At 39.5% G+C, this 22,347-nt stretch carries 26 protein-coding genes; 14 read left to right on the top strand and 12 right to left on the bottom strand.

From position 1 onward, the window contains the following. The first annotated feature begins 2 nt into the window (after nucleotides 1–2). The 3 genes from KTI79_RS18260 (at nucleotide 3) to KTI79_RS18250 (ending at nucleotide 1,586) form a co-directional block, all read left to right on the top strand. Nucleotides 3–374 carry a hypothetical protein gene (locus KTI79_RS18260; protein WP_016143025.1) on the top strand — a complete coding sequence of 124 codons (372 nt, stop codon included), beginning with the start codon at nucleotides 3–5 and terminating at the stop codon, nucleotides 372–374. A 10-nt stretch (nucleotides 375–384) separates the two neighbouring features. Next, nucleotides 385–1,059 carry an LrgB family protein gene (locus KTI79_RS18255; RefSeq protein WP_086265538.1) on the top strand — a complete coding sequence of 225 codons (675 nt, stop codon included), beginning with the start codon at nucleotides 385–387 and terminating at the stop codon, nucleotides 1,057–1,059. Nucleotides 1,060–1,142: 83 nt separating this feature from the next. After that, complete coding sequence (locus KTI79_RS18250) at nucleotides 1,143–1,586, top strand: DUF2147 domain-containing protein (protein ID WP_068564887.1); 444 nt, start codon at nucleotides 1,143–1,145, stop codon at nucleotides 1,584–1,586. A gap of 92 nt (nucleotides 1,587–1,678) precedes the next feature. Here KTI79_RS18250 and KTI79_RS18245 read toward each other — a convergent pair whose 3' ends face one another. Genes KTI79_RS18245 through pdxA form a run of 3 tightly spaced genes read right to left on the bottom strand, consistent with a single transcriptional unit; the run spans nucleotide 1,679 to nucleotide 4,341 of the window. Further along, nucleotides 1,679–2,521 carry a symmetrical bis(5'-nucleosyl)-tetraphosphatase gene (locus KTI79_RS18245; RefSeq protein WP_086265539.1) on the bottom strand — a complete coding sequence of 281 codons (843 nt, stop codon included), beginning with the start codon at nucleotides 2,519–2,521 and terminating at the stop codon, nucleotides 1,679–1,681. Further along, entirely contained in the window at nucleotides 2,522–3,334 is an 813-nt protein-coding gene (gene rsmA, locus KTI79_RS18240; protein ID WP_005065242.1) for a 16S rRNA (adenine(1518)-N(6)/adenine(1519)-N(6))-dimethyltransferase RsmA, read from the bottom strand. Nucleotides 3,335–3,357: 23 nt separating this feature from the next. Continuing rightward, the gene (gene pdxA / locus KTI79_RS18235) at nucleotides 3,358–4,341 is read right to left on the bottom strand and encodes a 4-hydroxythreonine-4-phosphate dehydrogenase PdxA (RefSeq protein WP_086265540.1); all 984 of its coding nucleotides are present in this window, start codon (nucleotides 4,339–4,341) and stop codon (nucleotides 3,358–3,360) included. A 173-nt stretch (nucleotides 4,342–4,514) separates the two neighbouring features. Here pdxA and rplM point away from each other — a divergent pair, with 173 nt between their 5' ends. The 9 genes from rplM to KTI79_RS18190 all read left to right on the top strand — a co-directional run bounded on the left by rplM (nucleotide 4,515) and on the right by KTI79_RS18190 (nucleotide 10,014). Next, nucleotides 4,515–4,943 (top strand): 50S ribosomal protein L13, encoded by a 429-nt coding sequence (rplM, locus tag KTI79_RS18230; RefSeq protein WP_002117832.1) that lies wholly within the window; start codon nucleotides 4,515–4,517, stop codon nucleotides 4,941–4,943. 12 nt (nucleotides 4,944–4,955) lie between these two features. Next, nucleotides 4,956–5,342, top strand: a complete 387-nt coding sequence (rpsI, locus tag KTI79_RS18225; protein WP_002048725.1) for a 30S ribosomal protein S9 — start codon at nucleotides 4,956–4,958, stop codon at nucleotides 5,340–5,342. 174 nt (nucleotides 5,343–5,516) lie between these two features. Further along, nucleotides 5,517–6,170, top strand: coding sequence for a glutathione S-transferase N-terminal domain-containing protein (locus KTI79_RS18220; RefSeq protein ID WP_068564858.1), 654 nt, complete (start codon nucleotides 5,517–5,519; stop codon nucleotides 6,168–6,170). A 6-nt stretch (nucleotides 6,171–6,176) separates the two neighbouring features. After that, nucleotides 6,177–6,611: a ClpXP protease specificity-enhancing factor gene (locus KTI79_RS18215; RefSeq protein ID WP_002117840.1), complete on the top strand. Its 435-nt coding sequence runs from the start codon at nucleotides 6,177–6,179 to the stop codon at nucleotides 6,609–6,611. An 18-nt stretch (nucleotides 6,612–6,629) separates the two neighbouring features. Then, nucleotides 6,630–7,286 carry a hypothetical protein gene (locus KTI79_RS18210; RefSeq protein WP_086265541.1) on the top strand — a complete coding sequence of 219 codons (657 nt, stop codon included), beginning with the start codon at nucleotides 6,630–6,632 and terminating at the stop codon, nucleotides 7,284–7,286. 338 nt (nucleotides 7,287–7,624) lie between these two features. Continuing rightward, nucleotides 7,625–7,984: a hypothetical protein gene (locus tag KTI79_RS18205; protein WP_002117827.1), complete on the top strand. Its 360-nt coding sequence runs from the start codon at nucleotides 7,625–7,627 to the stop codon at nucleotides 7,982–7,984. Nucleotides 7,985–8,067: 83 nt separating this feature from the next. After that, nucleotides 8,068–9,033 (top strand): hypothetical protein, encoded by a 966-nt coding sequence (locus tag KTI79_RS18200; RefSeq protein WP_086265542.1) that lies wholly within the window; start codon nucleotides 8,068–8,070, stop codon nucleotides 9,031–9,033. Between the two features lie 8 nt (nucleotides 9,034–9,041). Next, nucleotides 9,042–9,602, top strand: a complete 561-nt coding sequence (locus KTI79_RS18195) for a GTP-binding protein (RefSeq protein ID WP_068564864.1) — start codon at nucleotides 9,042–9,044, stop codon at nucleotides 9,600–9,602. Beyond that, entirely contained in the window at nucleotides 9,595–10,014 is a 420-nt protein-coding gene (locus KTI79_RS18190) for a roadblock/LC7 domain-containing protein (RefSeq protein WP_086265543.1), read from the top strand. Before KTI79_RS18195 ends, KTI79_RS18190 begins: the two co-directional genes overlap by 8 nt. Before the next feature lie 52 nt (nucleotides 10,015–10,066). Here the strand turns inward: KTI79_RS18190 and KTI79_RS18185 are convergent, their stop codons facing one another. Genes KTI79_RS18185 through KTI79_RS18160 form a run of 6 tightly spaced genes read right to left on the bottom strand, consistent with a single transcriptional unit; the run spans nucleotide 10,067 to nucleotide 18,433 of the window. Further along, entirely contained in the window at nucleotides 10,067–12,007 is a 1,941-nt protein-coding gene (locus tag KTI79_RS18185; RefSeq protein ID WP_086265544.1) for an acetyl/propionyl/methylcrotonyl-CoA carboxylase subunit alpha, read from the bottom strand. Between the two features lie 18 nt (nucleotides 12,008–12,025). Beyond that, on the bottom strand, nucleotides 12,026–12,862 hold the full coding sequence (locus KTI79_RS18180; protein ID WP_086265545.1) for an enoyl-CoA hydratase/isomerase family protein: 837 nt from the start codon (nucleotides 12,860–12,862) through the stop codon (nucleotides 12,026–12,028). Between the two features lie 10 nt (nucleotides 12,863–12,872). Further along, complete coding sequence (locus KTI79_RS18175; RefSeq protein ID WP_086265546.1) at nucleotides 12,873–14,030, bottom strand: acyl-CoA dehydrogenase family protein; 1,158 nt, start codon at nucleotides 14,028–14,030, stop codon at nucleotides 12,873–12,875. Between the two features lie 42 nt (nucleotides 14,031–14,072). Further along, nucleotides 14,073–15,686 carry an acyl-CoA carboxylase subunit beta gene (locus KTI79_RS18170; protein ID WP_086375724.1) on the bottom strand — a complete coding sequence of 538 codons (1,614 nt, stop codon included), beginning with the start codon at nucleotides 15,684–15,686 and terminating at the stop codon, nucleotides 14,073–14,075. A gap of 9 nt (nucleotides 15,687–15,695) precedes the next feature. Continuing rightward, entirely contained in the window at nucleotides 15,696–16,607 is a 912-nt protein-coding gene (locus tag KTI79_RS18165; RefSeq protein ID WP_199964147.1) for an SDR family oxidoreductase, read from the bottom strand. A gap of 20 nt (nucleotides 16,608–16,627) precedes the next feature. Next, entirely contained in the window at nucleotides 16,628–18,433 is a 1,806-nt protein-coding gene (locus KTI79_RS18160) for an acyclic terpene utilization AtuA family protein (RefSeq protein ID WP_086265549.1), read from the bottom strand. A 180-nt stretch (nucleotides 18,434–18,613) separates the two neighbouring features. Here KTI79_RS18160 and KTI79_RS18155 point away from each other — a divergent pair, with 180 nt between their 5' ends. Both KTI79_RS18155 and KTI79_RS18150 read left to right on the top strand, forming a co-directional pair. Then, entirely contained in the window at nucleotides 18,614–19,213 is a 600-nt protein-coding gene (locus tag KTI79_RS18155; RefSeq protein ID WP_068564889.1) for a TetR/AcrR family transcriptional regulator, read from the top strand. Next, nucleotides 19,210–19,728, top strand: coding sequence for a GNAT family N-acetyltransferase (locus KTI79_RS18150; RefSeq protein WP_086265550.1), 519 nt, complete (start codon nucleotides 19,210–19,212; stop codon nucleotides 19,726–19,728). Before KTI79_RS18155 ends, KTI79_RS18150 begins: the two co-directional genes overlap by 4 nt. Before the next feature lie 28 nt (nucleotides 19,729–19,756). On the opposite strand, the gene KTI79_RS18145 is transcribed toward KTI79_RS18150, so the two are convergent. From KTI79_RS18145 to KTI79_RS18135, 3 genes are all read right to left on the bottom strand, one after another. Continuing rightward, a complete protein-coding gene (locus KTI79_RS18145; RefSeq protein WP_086265551.1) occupies nucleotides 19,757–20,920 on the bottom strand; it encodes an acyl-CoA dehydrogenase family protein in 1,164 nt (387 codons plus the stop codon). A gap of 141 nt (nucleotides 20,921–21,061) precedes the next feature. Next, nucleotides 21,062–21,625: a DUF4256 domain-containing protein gene (locus KTI79_RS18140; RefSeq protein ID WP_086265552.1), complete on the bottom strand. Its 564-nt coding sequence runs from the start codon at nucleotides 21,623–21,625 to the stop codon at nucleotides 21,062–21,064. A 169-nt stretch (nucleotides 21,626–21,794) separates the two neighbouring features. Then, complete coding sequence (locus tag KTI79_RS18135) at nucleotides 21,795–22,190, bottom strand: DUF2007 domain-containing protein (protein ID WP_086265553.1); 396 nt, start codon at nucleotides 22,188–22,190, stop codon at nucleotides 21,795–21,797. Between the last annotated feature and the right edge of the window lie 157 nt (nucleotides 22,191–22,347).

The raw sequence follows: 22,347 nt of genomic DNA, 5'->3' as shown, positions 1-22,347 counted from the left end.
ATATGGATAAGATCAAAAGTATAGACTGGACAGCATGGGTAATCACATTACTACTCATTATTGGTTTTCGTGAAGGCTCTGTCGTCGTTATGCGTGCTTTTGGTCATCCAGAATTAGGTAATCTGGTCGGTCTAATCAGCTTACTTATTATTTTACTGATTTGGAGAAAGTTTAAAAAAATTCCACTTCGAATAGTGGATACCAATAATAAAATCATGAAAGAAAGTGGATTCGCTTTTTTGCCCATTTGTGCAGGATCATTAATTATGCTTGTACATATGGGTAAGGAAATTCCATTATTTCTTTTGGTGTTAGTGGTCAGTACCCTTATACCTTTGTGGGTCTATGCAAAAATGGCAAAACGTTGGTTATAAGGAGAATAAAATGTTTACGATTTTCTACGGATTTTTGATCACATTAATTGGTTATCTGTGTGCAAAGCCTTTAAACCGACTTTTCCCGCAAGTTCCACTTTTAGTTTTCGGCATGTTTATTGTAATTGGCTTACTTGCAGTTCTACATGTGCCATATGAGCAATATCGTCTTTATGTGAATGACTTATTTGGTCATCTATTAGGTTATGTCACTGTGGCCTTAGCCATTCCTTTAGCTGCAATGCGTTACGATGATCTTCCAATTAAATCGGTCATTGGTATTTTACTTTTTGCAAGTATTAGCGCCGTTGCCCTACCTATGGGGCTGGCTTATTTGTTACATATGTCTGAACCCACCATTCTTGCATTTGCTACCCGTGCAGTAACTACTCCAATTGCTCTGAACATCGCAACTTTATTACATGCTCCTGAAACACTTGTGACCCTTATTGTCATTTTGTCTGGGGTAATTGGCGCAGCATTCTCGCCATTCTTACTTAAACATATTCATGATGAGAGAGCATCAGGTTTAGCCTTAGGTTTAGCTGCACATGCCATCGGAACAGCTCAAGCTTGGCAACGTGGACCTGTTGCAGGTCGTTACGCTGCATTTGGTATGGCATTGAACGGTGTATTTACTGCAATTTGGCTACCAACATTAATGTTGTCTTTTGGAACACCATAATTAAAAAAGTAGATTAAATAAACGTTGAATGGTCTATCAATTCCCAATAAGATGACCTTTCAATGTTAAAAGGATTTTTAATTATGGGGAAAATTTTTCTTGGAGCTCTGCTCGTATTGGGGATCAATACTGCTACATTTGCAGCAGATATTACAGGTCTTTGGCAAACAATTGATGATAAAACTGGTGCGCCCAAAGCACAGGTAGAAATACGAAAAGAAGCGAACGGGACATATGCCGGAAAAATTGTCAAAGTTACACCACGCCCAGGTTATACACCTAAAGAGATTTGTGATAACTGCCCTGCGCCCTATACCAATAAACCGATTTTAGGTCTGGATATCGCAACTGGTTTAAAACAGACAGATGGACTTAATTATACTGGTGGTAAAATTTTAGATCCAAATACTGGCAAACTTTACGGACTTAAAGCAAAGCTCAGTGCAACTGGCAAACGCTTACATATGCGTGGTTATCTTGGAGTTTCAGCTTTGGGACGTAATCAAATTTGGATTCGCGTAGAATAATAGTTCCCAATAAAAAAGCCGCTTCTGCGGCTTTTTTATTTTTAACTCAGCTACTAGCTTCATCTTACGTTCATAGTAAAGCATTGCTTTGCTTATATTTGCACAGGGTTTTCAACAGAAAAAATTTCTTTGTCTTCAAGTCGATAAGCCATTAATTTTCTGCCCCAAACACAGCCACCATCGATATTCTGAATCTGCTCATCAATAGTTCTGCCCTCGAGCGCAGCCCAATGACCAAAAATAATCTGATGAGTTTGTGCCGCTTTGCTCGGAAATTCAAACCAAGGTAAATAACATTCCGGCATTGGTGCATCTAAAGAATCTTTAAAACTAAACTCTAAAGCCCCTTCGGCATTGGTTAAACGCATGCGAGTCAAATAATTGGTAATACAACGTAAACGCGCAGAACCAGTTAGGTTATCTTCCCACAAATCTGGTTTTGAACCATACATGTCTGCTAAAAAAGCATCCAATACAGATAAATCTTCGTTTGCGAGTACAGCCTCAACCTCTTTTGCCAACGTTACAGTTTTTTGCGCATCCCAAATACAAGGTATGCCAGCATGAGTAAGGATCGTATGCTCATTTGGCAATAAACATAATGGCTGTTTACGTAACCAGTCGATTAATTCATCACCATCAATCGCATCAATAACGTCTTGAGTACGATCTTTTTCTTTAATCTCTTTTAAACCGCGTGCACCCGCAATTAAAGTCAGGTCATGATTTCCAAGTACAGTTGCGGCAGCACCACGATCTGCAAGCTTTTTAATAAAACGCAGTGCCCCTACTGAGTTTTCACCACGTGCGACTAAATCCCCAGCAAACCATAAAAAGTCTTGATCCGGATCAAAACGTATTTCTTTAAGCAAGGCTTTTAGAGCTTCAAAACACCCCTGCACATCGCCAACAACATAGTTAAAACGCTTAGTCATTTACGCCACCATTTGATCGGCTAAAGCAACAAATTGGGCAAGTGTTAAGGTCTCTGGACGAGCCATTGGATCAACACCAGCTTTTTCAAAGCCATCTTCTGCAATCATACCTTTAAGACTGTTTCTCAATGTTTTGCGGCGCTGAGTAAATACATGGGCAACCAGTCGAGCTAAAGCTTTTTCATCTTTTGCTGTAATTGGCTTTTGATCATAAGGAACAAGGCGGAAAACAGCACTCGTTACTTTAGGTGGTGGGTTAAATGCACCAGCCGGCACTTCAAATAAAAATGTTGGTTGACAGTAATATTGAATCATTACCGACAAGCGTCCATATTCTTTCGTATTCGGTTCAGCAGTAATACGGTCAACCACCTCTTTTTGCAGCATAAAGTGCATATCTTTAACTTTGCTGCCAAATTCCAAGAGGTGAAAAAGTAATGGGGTTGAAATGTTATAAGGTAAGTTACCGACTACACGTAATGGTCGGCCATCTTTTACCAGTTCGCTAAAGTCATATTTTAATGCGTCAGCTTCTATAATCGTCAAACGTTCAGGATGTGGAACACGTTCTGGTAGCCCAGCAGCTAAGTCACGATCTAGCTCCACTACAGTTAATGCATCACACTCCCCAATTAAAGGAGACGTTAAAGCAGCTAAACCGGGTCCAATCTCGACAATATTGTCACCAGTACGCGGACTTACAGAGCGCACAATTTTGGCAATGACCCGTTGATCATGTAAGAAGTTTTGACCAAAACGTTTACGAGCTTTATGCCCTTCATCTTTCGGGTTTAGGGCATTAATTTGATACATATAACATTTCCAACATGAAAAATTTAGTTCGCTGCTAAAGATAAAGCTAAATCAACAGCGACATTTAAACTTGAGCTTTTTGCCAAACCAGTCCCAGCCAAAGACAACGCAGTGCCATGGTCAACCGAAGTTCGAATGAAAGGCAAACCCAATGTAATATTGATGGCTTCACCAAACCCTTGTGATTTTAACACAGGTAAACCTTGATCATGGTACATGGCAAGTACAGCGTCTGCATTTTTAAGATGTTCTGGAGTAAACAAGGTATCTGCCGGCAAGCTTAAACTCATTTTAATCCCTTGTGCTCGATAACTTTCAAGTACCGGATTAATGGTCTCAATCTCCTCACGACCCAAATAACCATCTTCACCTGCATGAGGATTTAAGCCACACACGAGTACACATGGGTTTGTAATCTTAAATTTAGTTTTTAAGTCATACAGTAAAATATCAATGACCTGATGCAAACGCTCTTTGGTAATCGCATCTGCTACATCTCTTAAGGGTAAATGTGTAGTTGCTAACGCAACACGTAAAGTTTTGGTTGCAAGCATCATGACGACACGCTCTACACCTGCAAACTCTTGATAGTATTCAGTGTGACCACTAAACAAAATACCAGCATCATTAATAACCGATTTTTGTACGGGTGCCGTGGCTACTCCAACACTTTTACCAGACATTGCATAATCTGCTGAACGACGTAGTTGTTCTAATACATAGGCAGCATTAGCTGGGTTTAATTGACCATCAATAACCGCTGCTTCTAAAGGCACATGCTCTATATAAAGTTCATTCAGAGATGATGACTCAGGCTGTCCTGTATATTCTATAAATTGAATATCGATCCCAAGTTTTTGGGCACGTTGCTCTAATAAGTCTCGGTCACCCAAGATAACAACAGGGTGTTCATCAACCCGCTTAGCCAAGCTCAAACAGATATCTGGACCAATACCAGCCGGCTCACCGGAAGTGACATATAATGGCAGCACAATCACTCCAGACACATAACAAGAATTTGTTTGATTTTAACATATCTGACATTCATCAGTTTATGGATTAAATTATATGGCTTAAACTGGATTTTTCTTGTGAGTTTGGACAAACTCGTTTAGAATGCTCGCTCCTTTTGTTTGGACAGATTCCATAGTCCAAACCAACTATAATAGGTAGTGGTTTAATGAAAACTCTCAGCGCTAAGCCAGCTGAAGTTCAACATGACTGGTATGTTGTTGATGCTTCTGGCAAAACTTTAGGTCGCCTTGCGACTGAAATCGCTCGTCGTTTACGCGGTAAGCACAAAACTTCTTATACTCCTCACGTTGACACTGGCGATTACATCGTTGTGATTAATGCTGAACAAGTTCAAGTGACTGGTAAAAAATCACTTGATAAGAAATATTATCGCCATACTGGTTTCCCTGGTGGTATCCGTGAGACTAACTTCGAGAAGTTAATCGCTCACAAACCTGAAGCTGTTCTTGAAAAAGCGGTTAAAGGCATGTTACCAAAAGGTCCTCTTGGTTATGCAATGATCAAAAAAATGAAAGTGTACGCTGGTACTGAGCATCCGCATGCTGCTCAACAGCCACAAGTTTTGGACATCTAAGGGATACAGCACATGGCTACTAATTATGGTACAGGTCGCCGTAAGACCGCAACTGCACGTGTTTTCTTGTCAGCTGGTACAGGTAAACTCGTTATTAACAACCGTACTTTAGAGCAATATTTCGGTCGTGAAACTGCTCGTATGGTTGTTCGTCAACCTTTAGAACTTTTAGAAGTTACTGAAAAGTTTGACCTTTACATTACTGTTAAAGGTGGTGGTATCGGTGGTCAAGCTGGCGCGATCCGTCACGGTATTACTCGTGCGCTTATCGCTGCTGACGAAACTTTAAAACCTGTTCTACGTCAAGCTGGTTTCGTTACTCGTGATGCTCGTGAAGTTGAACGTAAGAAACTTGGTTTACGTAAAGCTCGTAAGCGTCCTCAATTCTCTAAACGTTAATTCGTTTATCGAGTTGGACAAAAAGCCTTGGATTTTTCCAAGGCTTTTTTATTATGAAAATAGAACCATAAAATGCAAACTTATAAATATAAACAAACTATCTCTTTAGAACCGTGATTTCCTAGAGCATTTTTAGTATCCTAATCGATTCACTCAACCACGTCGTCTTGTGATATGTCGGTCGAAAACACCTCTATTCAGGGGATTACCCTTTACAGTCATGCTGATGATTTCCGTTCTCACTGGATTCGTTTCTTATTAGCAGAAAAACAAATCAAATATCAATTGATCATAACTGACCATGAAGACGAAGATTTAGCCAGCTTAAATCCTTACAACCAATTACCAATGTTGGTCGAACAAAATCTTAAATTATTTTCAGCCCCTATCATTGCTGAATATTTAGATGATCGTTATCGTCAAAGTAAGCTTTATGCCGATGCTCCTATGATGCGTGCAGAACAGCGTCAGTATATCTGGAGACTTGAAAATGACTGGTTCAAATTAGCAGATGACATGTTAAAACATGCAGATTCTCTAAATCTCGAACAAAAGCAAAAAGCTCAAAAAGAACTACGTGAAACATTGATTTCACTTACTCCCCTATTTCAGCATTTTCCGTATTTCATGTCTGAGAGTTTTACAATCTTGGACTGCATGCTTGCCCCTATCTTTTTAAGATTAAATAGCATGGGCATTGATTTACCCAAACAGCACTGTCGCCCTATATTTTTGTACTGTAAACGTATCTTTGAACGGCCTTCTTTTGCTAAATCAATGACGCCTCAAGAGAAAAACCGTTACAATGAACTATTAAATATGGAATAGCGTGATATGTCTGAGCAAACTATTGATTTAACCCCTACACGTCCTTATCTTGCTCGTGCAATCTATGAATGGATTTGTGATAACCAACTGACTCCTTATCTATTAGTTGATGCGACACAACCGCATACCGACGTTCCGCAACAATTTGTTAAAGATGGTCAAATTGTTTTAAATATTGTCCCTCATGCTGTTCATCAATTGCTTATTGCCAATGAAGCCATTACTTTTTCTGCTCGTTTTGGCGGGGCGTCAAAAGATATTTATGTCCCTATTCAAGCAGTTTTAGGGATTTACGCACGTGAGAACGGACAAGGTTTATTCTTTGATCCTGAAGAATATGCCAATGTAACACCTGTAGAAAATACAGTAGAGTCAGAAGTACAAGAAGCAACTGAAACAACATCAACCAAGAAAAAACCATCGTTAAGAATTTTAGATTAAATATTAGAGGAAGAAAGCATGGCATTTGATTTAGTCCAATACTTTGCTGAGCAGATAAAAATTCAAAAGCCTCAGCTTTTAAATCAATATCCAGTTAATGAAAAAAATAAACTGATTGATGAGGTGAATATTCTTGCGCTTGGAAAACTAATTAGTTTATGGCGTCAGAATGACAATAAGATTTATCAAGAAATCAAAACCTCAGACCCACTCTATATTCAAGAAGTTGCTCGTCATTTAACAACTTCTAAACATAATCAGTCGACTTTAAAAAATTCAGAACTAGAACACAGTATTTCTGAAATTTTAACTTTGCAATTAGCAGAACTTAATCAGCTCGATGAAACAGGTGGTTTTGGGCATAACGGCTTAAAAGAATTAATTTTAGGTCAGATCGAACACTTATCAGGTCAAGCTGAAGATTGGGTTTGGTTAACAAACCACCTAAATGAATTAGTTGGTTCTAAACCTGTGGAACAAGAAGAGCTATCATTGGATACAACAATGAAGGAGTTCAATCAAATGGTTCATCAAGCCCAACCTCATCACGAAGACTTGCATATTAAAGAACAAACTACCGAGATTTCTGTACCTACATGGTCAAAGATTATTGCCCCTGTCGTTGCTTTAGCAATTTTGGGTTACTTATATTGTATTTATACGCAGCTCGTTTAGTTCAATTATTGCTATAAAGGGGAATTCATTATTTCCCCTTTTTTATTATTAAAATTGGAACATTTTATCTACAAGTATTTTATTAATATTCTATTACAATTATTTTATCCAGATTTTAAAATATATAATGTTAAACTCAGCACAGTATTAAAATTAAAACGTAAAAATAATCTTATAATATTTTCTATGGCCTGACATTTTGTGTCACTTATTTCCCAAAACAACAATTTTACTTTTTATTTAATTTATTGACTTCAAATTGAGCAAAAATATAATGAATTTCAGCTACTTTTAGGAAAAAGTAGTAAATATAATTTTAGAATCCTGAGAGATAAAAAATGGCTAAACTTTCTTTAGATAGCTTAACGACAATTGATGGTTTTATTGCTTCTGCACTTGTTGATTCAGAAAGTGGATTGTCACTTGCAACACAAGGTGGTGGGGAAATTGATTTAGAATTGGCTGCTGCTGGTAATACAGAAGTCATTCGCGCAAAGCGCAATGTAGCTAATGCATTGAAGTTAAATGATAATATTGAGGATATTTTAATTACCTTAGGTAAGGCTTACCATTTAATTCGACCTTTAGAAAGTAATAATAATTTGTTCCTTTACTTAGTACTCGACCGTAGCAAATCAAATTTGGCTATGGCTCGTCATGAGTTAAAGTCATTTGAAAAAGAGCTCGATTTCAGTTAAGTGATTTAGTTTATGCTCTTTATATTCATTATAAAGAGCATAAAAAATCATTATATCAATTTATAAAAATTTAAAATGATACTATGGATAGTCATTGCATAAATATTGCAGTTTCAGGTTTAAGCTTAAAAGTTTCAGATGAATTAAAAATATTAATCCGCAATCTAATATCAAATCAATATGGTATTAACTGGGTTAATATTTCCAGTAATCATATTGACTTATTAATCATTAACGAAAACTTTTTTGATGCAGATAATATTCAAAATATTCTTCACAAGAAAAAATTTCTTTATTTAAAAGTTACGAAAACAGCTTCAGAAAATAGAAATTCTATTTATGAACACACCTTACATCTACCAGTAGAAAAAACCGAACCTCTATTAGAATGGCTAGAGGACAATTTATTGTCCTCTTTAGATCAGAAAAACTTTGCTGTAGTTTCTGATTTATCAAATGAGTCTCCATTCATTGATAATAAATTTATAAGGAATTTGCACAGTTCAGAAAACCCTAGGCTACACATCTTTGATGATAAAGGTACTTTAGCGATTATTGATAATAGAACTCAAATTGCTTGGTTGGAGCCCTCTCGTCAAAAAACACAAACTAATATGAGCTTTAACTTTGCTTTTGCAAAAACATCTGATTTTACTAAGGTTTCTCGTAAAAAAGATTATTATGTACAAGACTGGTTATGGAATCTGATTTGGACTTCAAACAATTTTGAGAATCTAGCCTCGAAGGATAGTTATTTTAAAATTGACTATTGGCCACAACCCTATCAAAAAGAATATAGAAAAGTGAGCCTACAACTCTCTGCTTGCTTTATACAGGGAGCAAAAATTACTGATGTGGCTAACCAGCTTAACATGTCAATTGATGATGTCTTGCACTTTGTTACAGCTTGCTTAATGGCAAATAATGGAAAATTTATTTCTGCGAATAAATGTGCTTACACACCAAATTTTTATTTAGAAAATTCAAATACAGACAATCATTTTTTTAAAAATTTTATAGGGAAGATTAGACGGCGTTTTGGTCTTTAAGGGAAGTTATGATTATACAGCAATATAAAATTGTCTTTGCAGGTAGTATGGGGGCAGGTAAAACAGAAGCGATTAAATCGCTATCTGAAATTCCAATTCTGGAAACAGAAGCATTCAACACTGATGTACAGAGCCACCAGAAAACCCAGACCACTGTAGGCATTGATTATGGTGAAATTACTTTAGATGATGGAATCAAAATCGGACTCTATGGCACCCCGGGACAAAGCCGTTTTGATTTTATATGGTCGGTCATTTGTGAAGGTGCAATCGGTGTTATTTTATTATTAGATCATAATAGTTCGAACCCAATTGCTGAGCTAGAAAGCTACTTAGAAACCTTTAAAAATTACAATGATAATATTGCGATTGGTATTACTCATGTTGACGAAAATAAAGAGTCATCACTTCAACAATATCGCAATTGGATAAAAGCAAAAGGATTACCGTATCCGTTGTTTTTTATTGATGCACGTGAGGAAGAACAAATTTTAATGATGGTTGAATCATTAATTGCATCACTTGAAATTAAGGTAGGCCAAATATCTCAAGGGAATGATCATGCTTAGTATCCCAGCTCAAAAACGAACCGCTCCAACACAGTTACTACAACTTGCAAAAAATGAAGCTCATAATATTTTGATGAATACACGAGGTGTAGACTTTGTGATGATTTGCTCTTCTGATGGTTTTGAATTAGCGACCGTAAGTCATAAAAACTACCGTAACACTACAAAATTAGCAGCAGTGAGTAGCTCAATTTTGGCAATGGTCACTGCATTTTTAAAAGAGATTCAACTCACTGGTTGTAACAACATTACTTTAGATGCAGATAATGGCAAAGCTATTCTGACCGCTATTCCTGCTGTTCATCACCCGATGGTTATGGTTACGCTAAGCAATAAAGAGGTTCTTTTAGGACAACTATTATATAGTCTAAAAAAAGCAAGTCTGTTAATTGCGGAAGCTGATGGCGAATAAATCAGGACTCCTCATTTAAAATAAATACCGCTCTATATGAACGGTATTTTTATTAGATTTGAATAGTAAATAACATTTGCCTTTTTTTTACTTGCTGGCCTTGCTGGCCTAAAACCTCTTTCACTACACCATCAACATCAGCTTTAATCTGTTGCTGAATTTTCATGGCCTCAAGAACTAATAAAGTTTGGCCTTTCATTACTTGATCACCTTTATTGACCAAAATATTCACCACAGCGCCATCCATGGGCGCACGAATTTTGCCATCACCGGCTACATCGGCAACTTCTGGTGCTGTATAAGTCACATTGCGAATCAGAACATTACCATTATTCTGATCTAAATAAAGCTGCTCTCCATCCAATACGTATTGCACACGGCGGCGCACGCCATTCAACAGATAGATCAATTGTTCTGCTGTTTTTTCAACAACCTCAATACTTACGGTTTGCTCACAGAGTTGTACCGTAAACGTGTTATTTACAGATGAAAGCTGTAATTGGATACTCTGATCATCACATTTCAACCTCAAAGGTAAGGGCACGCCAAGACCTGTTTGCCATGCCCCAGTTCCTTTACTTTGGCTAAATAATGCTGCAGCAATGGCTAAGCTTTCTAAAGATAAAACCTGCTTATTTAGACTACTATCATCTTGAAAATGCTGCTGAATAAATGCGGTATTGGTATCACCGGCCACAACAACTGGATGACGCAGTAAATTGACCAAGAACTGCTTATTGCTATTTACACCCAGAAAAACACAGTCATCGACGGCACGCGCCAATAAACGAATTGCATCCTCACGGGTTTTACCGTATGCAATCACCTTCGCCACCATCGGATCATAAAATGGACTGACTTCATCAGTTGCTAACATGCCATGATCGATTCGTACATTTGGCAAATTTGCAGGCTTCCAGCGTAAGACTTGACCAGTTTGAGGCAAAAAATCCTGACGCGGGTCTTCTGCATACAAACGCACTTCAATTGCATGTCCAGTTAAGGTCAACTCATGTTGTTTTAAAGGTAACTGTTCACCATTGGCAACACGTAACTGCCATTCAACCAAGTCTAATCCTGTAATAAGTTCAGTGACCGGATGCTCTACCTGCAAACGAGTATTCATCTCCAAAAAGTAAAATGCACCCGATGCATCTAGCAAAAATTCAACTGTCCCTGCCCCCACATAAGCACATGCTTTCGCTGCTGCCACTGCAGCCTCACCCATTTGCTGGCGTAGTTCAGGCGTCATCACTGGACACGGTGCCTCTTCAACAACTTTCTGATGACGACGCTGGATCGAACAATCGCGCTCAAACAAATACACATAGTTGCCATGTGTATCGCCAAAAACCTGAATTTCGACATGGCGCGGAGCAATGACTGCTTTTTCTAAAATAAGCTCGCCTGAACCAAAGGCATTTTCAGCTTCTGAACGTGCTGTTTGTAATGCCTCAATCAATTCAGATGCTTGTTGTACCAAACGCATGCCACGACCGCCGCCACCCGCAGAAGCTTTAACCATCAAAGGAAAGCCAATTTGCTCTGCTTGTGTAGCCAAATATTCAAGGTCTTGTCGCTCATCTTCATAACCTGGCACACAAGGAACACCAGCTTTGATCATGGCAATTTTGGAGAGGCGTTTACTGCCCATTAACTCAATTGCTGAAGCGGTTGGCCCAATAAAGGTAATCTGATTGTCGATACACGCCTGAGCAAATTCAGTATTTTCCGACAAAAAGCCATAACCGGGGTGAACTGCATCCGCCCCTGTTTTTTTGCAAGCTTCAATAATTTTAGCGATAGAGAGATAAGACTCCGATACTTTTGAAGCACCGATATAAACAGCTTCATCCGCCTCTTGCACATGGCGAGCATGACGGTCAGCATCGGAATAAACTGCGACAGTCTGATAGCCCATGGCTTTGGCTGTCTGCATAACTCGAACTGCAATTTCACCACGATTGGCAACCAGTACTTTTGAAAATTTCATTATTTTTATCCTTATCGCTTATGACTCATCGGCCCAATTTGGCAATCGTTTCTGGATAAAAGCCATCGTTCCCTCTTGTCCTTCAGCACCACCAACCGTTTGAGCGAACTGCTGTGCAGCATCATTAAGCAATTCATTTAAATTTTCATTGAGCATTCGATGTAACAATGCTTTAGTTACACGCGAAGCCTCTGGTGCTGCTCGTTTAATGTGCTGAATGGTTTCCTGTAAAGCTTGTTCAAGTTCGATTTCATTATGTGCAATTTGATGAACCACACCAACACTCAGTGCAGTATGTCCTTCAAAACGCATACCGAGTAAAGCAAGTCGGCGTGCCTGAGTCAGGCCAATACGTTTCACCACAAAAGGAGCAATTTGCGCAGGAATCACCCCAAGCCCTGTTTCAGGTAAACCAAACTGAGTATTGTCACGGCTAATCGCAACATCTGAAACACAAGCCAGACCAAAACCACCACCTAACACCGCACCCTCTAAAATCACCACAACAGTCTGCGGTGCAGCTTCGACTTGCTCAAGCATGGCGCCAAAACGACGATTAAAATCCACATAAGGTTGTAAGCTACCAACATTGGCTGCTTCAACACGCAAAGCCGCCATGTCTTTAATGTCACCACCTGCACAAAAAGACCCGCCTTCACCACGGATAATCACTGCACGAATTGAAAGGTCATCACGAATGGCAGTAAAAACTTGTTGAATGGCATTCACCATATTCAAGTTCATGGCATTGCGGCTCTCCGGTCGATTTAACCAGAGATATAAAATACTGCCGTCTTGTTCCAATTGAATGCTGTCATCAATATCTATAGCTTGTAGAGAAGTCGAAAGTGTCATGGCTGATTCCTTATTTTTGTTTTTTTGGCAAGATATCCATAAGTTTGCAGATAATCCCCAACATAATCTCATCTGCCCCACCACCAATAGATCCTAAGCGACCATCACGGTACAACTGTGATGCAGGGTTATCCCACATAAAGCCATTGCCGCCCCAATATTGCAAACAGCTATCAGCAACTTCACGAGTTAAACGTCCTGCTTTGAGTTTTGCCATAGAAGCCAGCTTGGTTACATCTTCACCCGCAATGTGCTGTTCACACGCTTGGTAGGTTAATGCTTTAAGCGCTTCCACTTCGGTCATAAGTTCAGCAAAACGGAAATGAATATATTGGTTATTAATGAGTGGCTGACCAAAAGTGGTACGCTCTTTGGTGTAGTCGATGGTCTTTTGGATTAAATTTTCCAACCCGCCAATGGCATTGGCACAAGCCCATAGGCGCTCTTCCTGAAATTGCATCATCTGCATCATAAAGCCCATACCTTCAACACCCACCAGATTACGCTGAGGTACACGGACATTGTCCAAATAAACTTGAGCGGTCGTTGTTGAACGCATACCTAATTTATTCAGCGGTTCTGAAAAACTAATCCCTTTAGTGTTTGCTGGTACAATAATCATCGACTTATTAACGTGAGGTTTATCATCAGATGTGTTGGCTAAAAGACAAAAGAAATCAGCCTGCAAGGAGTTGGTAATCCACATTTTGCTGCCATTAATGACATAGTCATCGCCCTCCTTTTTAGCAGTTGTTTTAATGGCTGCCACATCCGAACCGGCATGCACTTCCGATACCGCAATTGAGGCAACATATTCTCCAGCAATGGCTGGCGTTAAAAACTCATCACGTAATTCTTTGCTGCCAAAACGCGCCAAAGCAGGTGTTGCCATATCCGTTTGTACACCAATAGCTAAAGGCACACCACCACACGCTGCACGACCAATTTCTTCGGCAACCACAAGGTTATAAGAATAGTCTAGAGCCAAACCGCCATTTTCTTCAGGCTTACAAATCCCTAATAAGCCGAGATCGCCCATCTTTTTAAATACATTATGAATTGGGAATTGCCCTGCTTCTTCCCATTCCGGAATATGTGGATTCAGCTCATTTTGAACAAATTGATGTGCTGTGCGACGTAATGCTTCATGTTCAGCAGTAAATTTCATTGTGTTATTCCTATTAATTTTTTTAATTGCGGTAAAGGTTGATTAAAAACGGGACACACCAAAACGGGTTGGATTTAGCTCTCGTTGCTGTGCTTCATAAATTGTCTGTAAAAGGAAAATTAATAATTTTCGGGTATCTCGCGGATCGATAATGCCATCATCATGTAACATGGCCGTATTAAAAAGCGCGGTAGATTGCTGCTCCAATTTCATCGCAGTGCTTTGCTCAAGAAAATCGAGCATTTGCGGATTCGGTTCCTGACCAGAAGCTTTTTGTTTTCCTTCTGCCACAATGCGTAGCACCTTTCCAGCCTGTGCAGATCCCATGACAGCAACATGCGAATTTGGCCAAGCAAAGATAAAATCTGGCGATAAGCTCCGACCACACATCGCGTAGTTACCTGCACCATATGAGCCTGCCACAACAATAGAAATTTTAGGTACGGTACAATTCGCAACAGCTTGAATCAGTTTCGAGCCATGCTTGATAATGCCATTTTGTTCAGCATCGGTTCCCACCATAAAACCTGTGGTGTTATGCAAGAACAATAATGGACGTTTAGTCTGCTCACACAGGTGTATAAACTGAGCTGCTTTCGCCGCTCCTTGAGGCGTAATCGGACCATTATTGGTAATAATACCAATATGCAAACCACCAATTTTTGCCCAACCACATACCGTTAAATCATCATATTCCTGTTTAAATTCTAGAAAATCTGAATCATCAATAATGCGCGCAACCACTTCTTTCATGTTAAATGGTTGTTTGGGGTCGTTTGGAATCACACCCAACAGTTCCTCGGTATCATAACGAGGTTCTTTATATGTCGTTTCAACTGATTTGATTTGTTCTTTCCAGTTCAGATGTTCAAAAATTTCACGTGCAAGTCGAATACCATCAGCATCATTTTCAGCCAAATATTCTGCTGTTCCAGCGACCTGCGCATGCATTTCTGCACCGCCCAATTCCTCCGCTGTAGCCACTTCACCCGTGGCAGCCAGAAGTAACGGGGGGCCTGCAAGAAGCATTTCGGTTTGTTTGCGTACAGCAATGACATAATCCGAAAGACCTGGTTGATAAGCTCCTCCTGCCGTTGCATTCCCATGTACCACTGCAAGTTGTGGAATACCTGCCGCAGATAAACGTGCTTGATTGGCAAAGGTCATACCGCCATATGTAAATACTTCAGCTGCATAATTTAAGTTGGCACCGCCACTTTCGGTCAGCGTAATCAGCGGGAGTTTTTGTTCCAAAGCAATTTTTTGCAAACGCAGTGTTTTCTGTACACCCATAGGAGACATGGTCCCACCTTTAATTGCACTATTACTTGCTGAGACCAAACAGCGCACATCACTGACAAAACCAATGCCGGCAATTACGCCACCACCAGCTTCCGAACCATCTTTATCATCATGCATGTTGTAGCCAACCAAACCGCATAGTTCGATAAAAGGAGAATCTACATCGAGTAATAACCGTACACGCTCATGCGGCAAAATCTTGCCTTTCTTGTCAAACTTCGCTCTGGCAGCATAAGACTTATCAATGCTTTTTTGTTGAATTGCACGGACTTCACTCAGCTGAGCAAGCAGTGCCTCTTTATTCTTTTGATACTGTTCACTACCAACAGTAATTTCGGATTGAAGAATGGTCATTTTTATTCCTCACTCCAAACCTGAATTATTGTTGTGCTCGACGTTTTCAGTTTTATCTTTTTTAAAAATTTCAGGAATAAACGCGCGATGGAAACCATTATAAGACTGACTATTTGTCGCTTCGGCTAGTGGATACATGCGTGTCCCTTGCGATGCAGCACCATCAATACGCAAAGTTACACCGGACACAAAAGCTGCGGCATCAGAGAGTAAATAACAAATTGCCGATGAAACTTCAGACTCTGTTCCCATACGTTTTAATGGTACATTGCCAGCAAGACTTGGAATAATCACTTTGGCAAAATCACCGCTATAATTATCCATCCCTGATGACACAATCCACCCCGGTGCAACAGCATTTACTCGAACGCCCGATTTACCCCATTCAACCGATGCTGTTTTAGTAAGGTTATCCACCCCTGAACGTGCTGCACCCGAGTGCCCCATTCCCGGCATACCACCCCACATATCGGCAGTCATATTGACAATACTGCCGCCATGTTTTGCCATCCATTGGTTATAAGCTTCACGCATCAGGTAAAATGTTGAGTGCAAGTTATTACGTATAACGGCATCAAAACCATTAGCAGAAATACTTTCCAAGGCAGATGGAAACTGACCGCCCGCATTGTTCACCAAACCATCCAATCTACCGAATTTTTCAATCACCTCGGCAATCATATTTTTGACTTGTTCTTCTTCACGGTTATCACAGACGATAGAATGGACTAAACCGCCATCTTCTATAATTTCTTGGCTCACCTTTTCCAGTTTTTCAATTTTGCGGCCTGTAATCACCACTTGCGCACCCAAAGCGGCAAGCTCATGTGCCGTACAACGGCCTATTCCAGAGCCGCCACCCGTCACGATCACCACTTTATTAGCAAAAGCATCAGGTCTAAAAATTGATTGATAACTCATCTTTATTTCATCCATTCATTTTATTTTTCTAAAAGATTTGCCGGAACTTTGACAGGCATATCCAATAACTGTTGGGCAAAGGCTTTGCCTTGCGGATCGATACGTAAGCTTGCAACACCACCACCACCTAAGGCATTTTCCAGCATAAAATTCAGCGCATTTAAACCCGGTAACTCATAACGAATTACGCGTCCTTTCTCTGCATCCAAAACATGTTGCATATAGCTTGCAACAGCCTGTTCAGTCAGTGCTGCACGAATCCACGGTAAATAGTCTGCTTTACGTGCAATCACCCCGATGTTGCTATGATTGCCTTTATCACCACTGCGAGCATGCGCAATTTCAATCAAAGGAACTTCAATTTCATTTCCTTGATACATTGCACTTTCACCAGTTGCTAAAGTATTGATTTGTTGTGTAGATATGCTCTGAGGAATTTCAACAGCGTGGCGTTGGCCATCAAGATCAATTTCAACATGGACCTGATTTTTATCAATTAAAAATGAAAATAATTTAACAACTGGCGATGCTTTTGGACGACCACCCACAATCCCAGCCAAGGCTGGAGCCATACCGGTAGAGGCCTGCGCAATTTCTGATGCAAAGAACATACAAGCTTCTTTAAACATGTGCTTCACAGCTATTTTGACCACAACTTCACGGCTATTTAAAGCCTGGGCATGGTCACCATAGGTACTTTCAATACCTAAAATTTCAACAGACTTTTCACTAAATGGCGGCACTGAGCGCATTGCTAAAACACGTTCGCACTTAGTCAAAATCGCATCAGCAATGACTTGTGCTTTTTGTGGTGCCTCACGTCCTGCAATGAGGAAACTCACTAAAACCCGATAACCATCAAGATAGGTCGCGCTGACTTTATATTGTGTAGTTGGTGCTTGCCCTTTTGCACCCGTCACACGAACTCGGTGCTCCCCGACTTGCTCTAAATGCACGTGGCTGAAATCAGCAATTACATCGGGTAGTAAATATGCTTGAGGATTGCCAATTTCATAAACAATTTGCTCAGCAACCGTAGCAGCTGAAACCAGACCACCAGTCCCCTGTGGTTTGGTTACAACAAATGAACCATCTTCACTCACTTCAACCACTGGAAAACCCATATTGTCAAAGCCTTGTACCAAATGCCAATCGGTGAAATTGCCGCCTGTACATTGGGCACCGCACTCAATCACATGCCCTGCCAACGAACCTTGTGCCAATTTGCCATAGTCATCTAAAGACCATTTATACTCATATAACAAAGGTGCAAGCACCACAGCCGAATCGACGACACGGCCCGTAATCACAATATCTGCCCCCAAATCCAAAGCATCACGAATAGCCACTGCTCCAAGATAGGCATTACTGCTCGCTACTTGTTCGGGTAAAGGTTCATCACTAAACATTTCCTGAATATTTCGCTGCTTAAGCTGCTCATGTTTTGGTAAAAGATCATCACCTAAAACCACAGCAATTTTCAGGTCTAAGCCATACTCTTTAATAATTTTTTGCAAGGCATCGCGGCAAGCCAATGGATTAACACCACCAGCATTACTAATCACCTTAATCTTTTTTTCTGCAATTTTTTTAAGTAGAGGTGCCATCACCCGACTGACAAAATCCAAAGCATAACCATGCTTTGGCTCGACCATCATCGCTTTTGCCATAATCGACATGGTGATTTCTGACAAATAATCAAAGACTAAGTAATTAATATCGGCTAAATGCACCAATTGGAAAGCCGCAGTGTTGGTGTCCCCCCAAAAACCTGAGGCACAACCTATTTTTACGACACGCCCATCATCCTGCTGATTACTTGTCATTTCATTTCTCATTATTCTGTATAAAAATTACGCTCAACCATACCAAGCAAGCGCTTGGTTTGTAAAGTGCAAAATGTTATTGTAGTAATGACTAAAACTTCCAAACTCAATCATGTTTAGAAATGTACTGAGATTTGGTGAATATTTCGATTCATATTTTTTACAGGTTCACGTTTTCGTATGATTGCTACCTCAATTGAACAGATTCCCAATATCTCCTGTTTTGATGACAGCCCGCGTGGACGTCTACTACAAGGTGCTGCATACCTATTTCATAAACAAGGTTATGACAAAACTACAGTTCGTGAACTCGCTCAATTCATTGGTATTCAATCTGGCAGCTTGTTCCACCACTTCAAAAGTAAAGATGACATCCTTGCTCATGTAATGGAACAAACCATCATTTATAATCTTGCCCGTTTAACAGATGCCGCTACACAGACAAAAGATCCAGAACAACAATTGCGTGCTCTTATTAAAGCCGAACTCATCTCAATTACAGGAGATACTGGTGCAGCCATGGCCGTCTTGGTATACGAATGGTTTGCGCTGTCCAAAGAAAAACAGGATTACCTTTTAAAAATGCGTAATGAATATGAGCAAATCTGGCTCGACATCATCGAAAAGTTACGCGCACAAGGTAAAGTCAAACATGATGCATTTATTTGGCGACGTTTGATTGGCGGTGCGATTTCATGGACTGTGACGTGGTATAAATCCGAAGGGAAAGTCAAAATTGATGAATTGACTGAAATGGTCTGGGAGATGGCATTAAAATGAGTTTAGTCTATTTGCGTAAACCCAAGAAAATTGACCTTGTAGAGATTCAAGCAGCCTATGAACGTAGTGTTCAATTACACCAACCTTGGACATATCCACCAGCCGACTTTCAAATATATCTAGAACAAGAGCACCGCTATTTTGTCTGCTTAACTCAAGATCACAGTATTGTAGGAACTTTTAATATCTCTAATATCATTAGAGGTCATTTCTATTCAGCTTACTTGGGTTATGAAGCATTCCACCCCTATCAAGGTCGTGGCTACATGAAACGAGGGCTAAAGTTATTGCTCAAAGAGGCCTTTGAAAAACTAAACTTGCATCGGCTTGAAGCGAATATACAACCTGACAACATCGCGTCAATTCAACTGGTTGCCAATGCCGGTTTCATAAAAGAAGGCTTTTCTCGCCAATATCTTCGTGTTGGCGGAAAAACTTGGAAAGATCATGAGAGATGGGCAATTTTAAACGAACAATGGGTTGATCCGTTACAACTAATACTCGAAGAAGATTAGGCAGTACAAAACCACCTAATCCATAATATCAGTAACCGAGCTGCTTACTAATCAAATCTTTCATAATTTCTTCAGCACCGCCACCAATCATATTCACCTTCACTTCACGGTAAATACGCTCAGATTTTGTCCCACGCATAAAGCCCATACCACCTAAAGTTTGCACGGCAGCATCAGCACAAAATTGCATAGTGCGAGTAGCAACATTTTTAAGCATTGAAATTTGTGCCACCAACTCAGGCCCTTGTAACTTCGGCTGAGTCATTTTCCATGCAGTTTCTTCAAGTAATGCCCGTATTGAGGTCAATTGTGTTGCCATATCCACCAATTTATGACGCACTACTTGATGATCAATCAATCGCTTACCAAAGGTCTTGCGCTGCTGTGCCCAATCCAAAGCTTCTTCATAACACACCAATGCATAGCCATAAGCCACTACACCTAAGAAAAACCGCTCCATATTAAAGTTATTCATAATCACTTTAAAACCGGCATTTTCTTTACCCAGTAAATTTGATGCAGGGACTCGTACTTGATCAAAATACAAATGTGCTGTATCTGAAGCCCACCACCCCATTTTCTTTAAAGGTGTCTTAGTAATTCCCTCACTGTGCGCATCAACTAGCAACATTGAGATACCTTCAGCACCCATTTTTGTCGGATCTGTTCGTACTGCAACTGTATAGTAGTCTGCACGAATCCCCGATGTAATAAAGGTCTTCTCACCAGAAACAATATAATAATCACCGTCTCTGACAGCCTTGGTCTGTAATGCAGCGACGTCTGACCCTCCGCCCGGTTCTGTAATCGCCAATGCTGAAATCTTTTCACCAGAAATAATACCTGGCAGGACTCTAGCCTTTAACTCCTCACTTCCAAAATGCTGAATCGGTGGTGCCCCAATTGTGTGTACCATGAGTGAAATATGTACTCCACCCGAACCAGCTTTTGCCATTTCTACACCAGCCAGTAATGAATAAAATGGATCTGCATCAGGAATACCGCCATATTCCTCAGAAAAACCTAAGCCTAATAGACCAATTTCAGCAGCCTTTTTATATAGATCTCTTGGGAAAGTCTCTGCCTCATCCCATTCATTAACAAAAGGAGCCATTTCTTTTTGTACAAAACGACGAACATTATCAGCAAAAGCAATATGTTGTTCATTATAGTAAATTGGGTTTAATTGCATTTCTACAGATGTCCTGATGTTTTTATTTAATTCCAGAACATATCTTGTCATGTTTGCCATCAATCAAAAGTTGCAAGAATCTCCATTTTCTTGGCATAAAACATCAAAGCCTCTTCTTTTTATTCAAATACAATGCAATGCCTATACTCTTAAGCAACAACGAAAACCACGGGCAGCATAATAAGACTGCGCTCCATTATGATAAATAAAGACACGGCCATATCGACGATCAGCAAAAAGTGCTCCATCTAGTTTACGAATCTCATTTGGGGTTTTGAGCCAACTTGATGTTTTAAGATCAAACTCTTCAATTTCTTGTAATTGGTAATATTGCTCTTCTGTTAAAAGCTCAACTCCCATTTCCTTAGCTACATCTATTGCGCTATTTTTTGGAGGATGATCTTTTCTAGATTCTAGGGCCTCGCGATCATAGCAAAGGCTTCTACGACCTTTAGGTGTCTCAAGAGAGCAATCTACAAATAAATATTCATCTTTCTGCTGATCATAAGCAATAACATCAGGCTCTCCTCCTGTATTTTCCATTTCCAGCAATGATCGCAATTTATCAGGATCTTTAATTAGTTTATTTTGCACATCCAACCAATTCATTTCTTGATGACGATGTGTGTTCTTTGCAAATCTATTTTTTAATAGTTCAATTAAAACCTCTATTTGTTCTGGAGATAACTGGTTTTTAGTTGTCATGGATAAGTCCTTATATTTCTTAAACTTAACATCCTCAAAATAATAGATTTTCTTTCTTTAATATCTAGCTCTTCTCTGCCTAGAACATTAATTACAGAGATAGAACTAAATTCAATATCTCTACATTAGGTTCCATAATTAAGATAATCAATAATCTTTTACTATATATTTAATTCCAAAAGTGTCCACAACGCTTACATCTATTACCATTTCTAAAAGAAAATAAAGGTAGGCCGAAAAACATAAACGCTAAAAAGGCAGATTTTTTTCCTTTATTATTAACTTCTATATCCGAGCTTCCACACTTAGGGCAATATTCTTGATTCTCCCCGAACTTTTGTTCAAGCTCGTCACTAAAGTCTTTTTCAAGAAATGACTTTGCTTCATCAACATAGTTCTCTGGAACTAACAAACGAACCCCACCTAAAGCATTAGAATAAAACCAATCCATATTAATTGTATGCTCATTTTCAATATAAACAGGAATTCCAAATGCTTCTAGTTGAGTCTTTGCAATTTGTGCCTCATAAGGAAACGAGAAAGTTTTAACTACGGTCCATTGCATATTAAATTTCTAATTAGTTAAATAATTTTAGAGTAGCTTTATTTCTTTATAATTTGAATTAATTTTAATATTTAAAGAATTGTAGGAATAAATTCCACACAATAAAAAAACACCCCCATTCATTGGAATGGGGGTGTTTAGAATAATGAGCTGGCGA

It is taken from the genome of Acinetobacter sp. WU_MDCI_Abxd143, from assembly GCF_025514195.1.
Lineage (GTDB): Bacteria > Pseudomonadota > Gammaproteobacteria > Pseudomonadales > Moraxellaceae > Acinetobacter > Acinetobacter pittii_H.
This window is presented reverse-complemented; position numbering and strand designations above follow the sequence as displayed.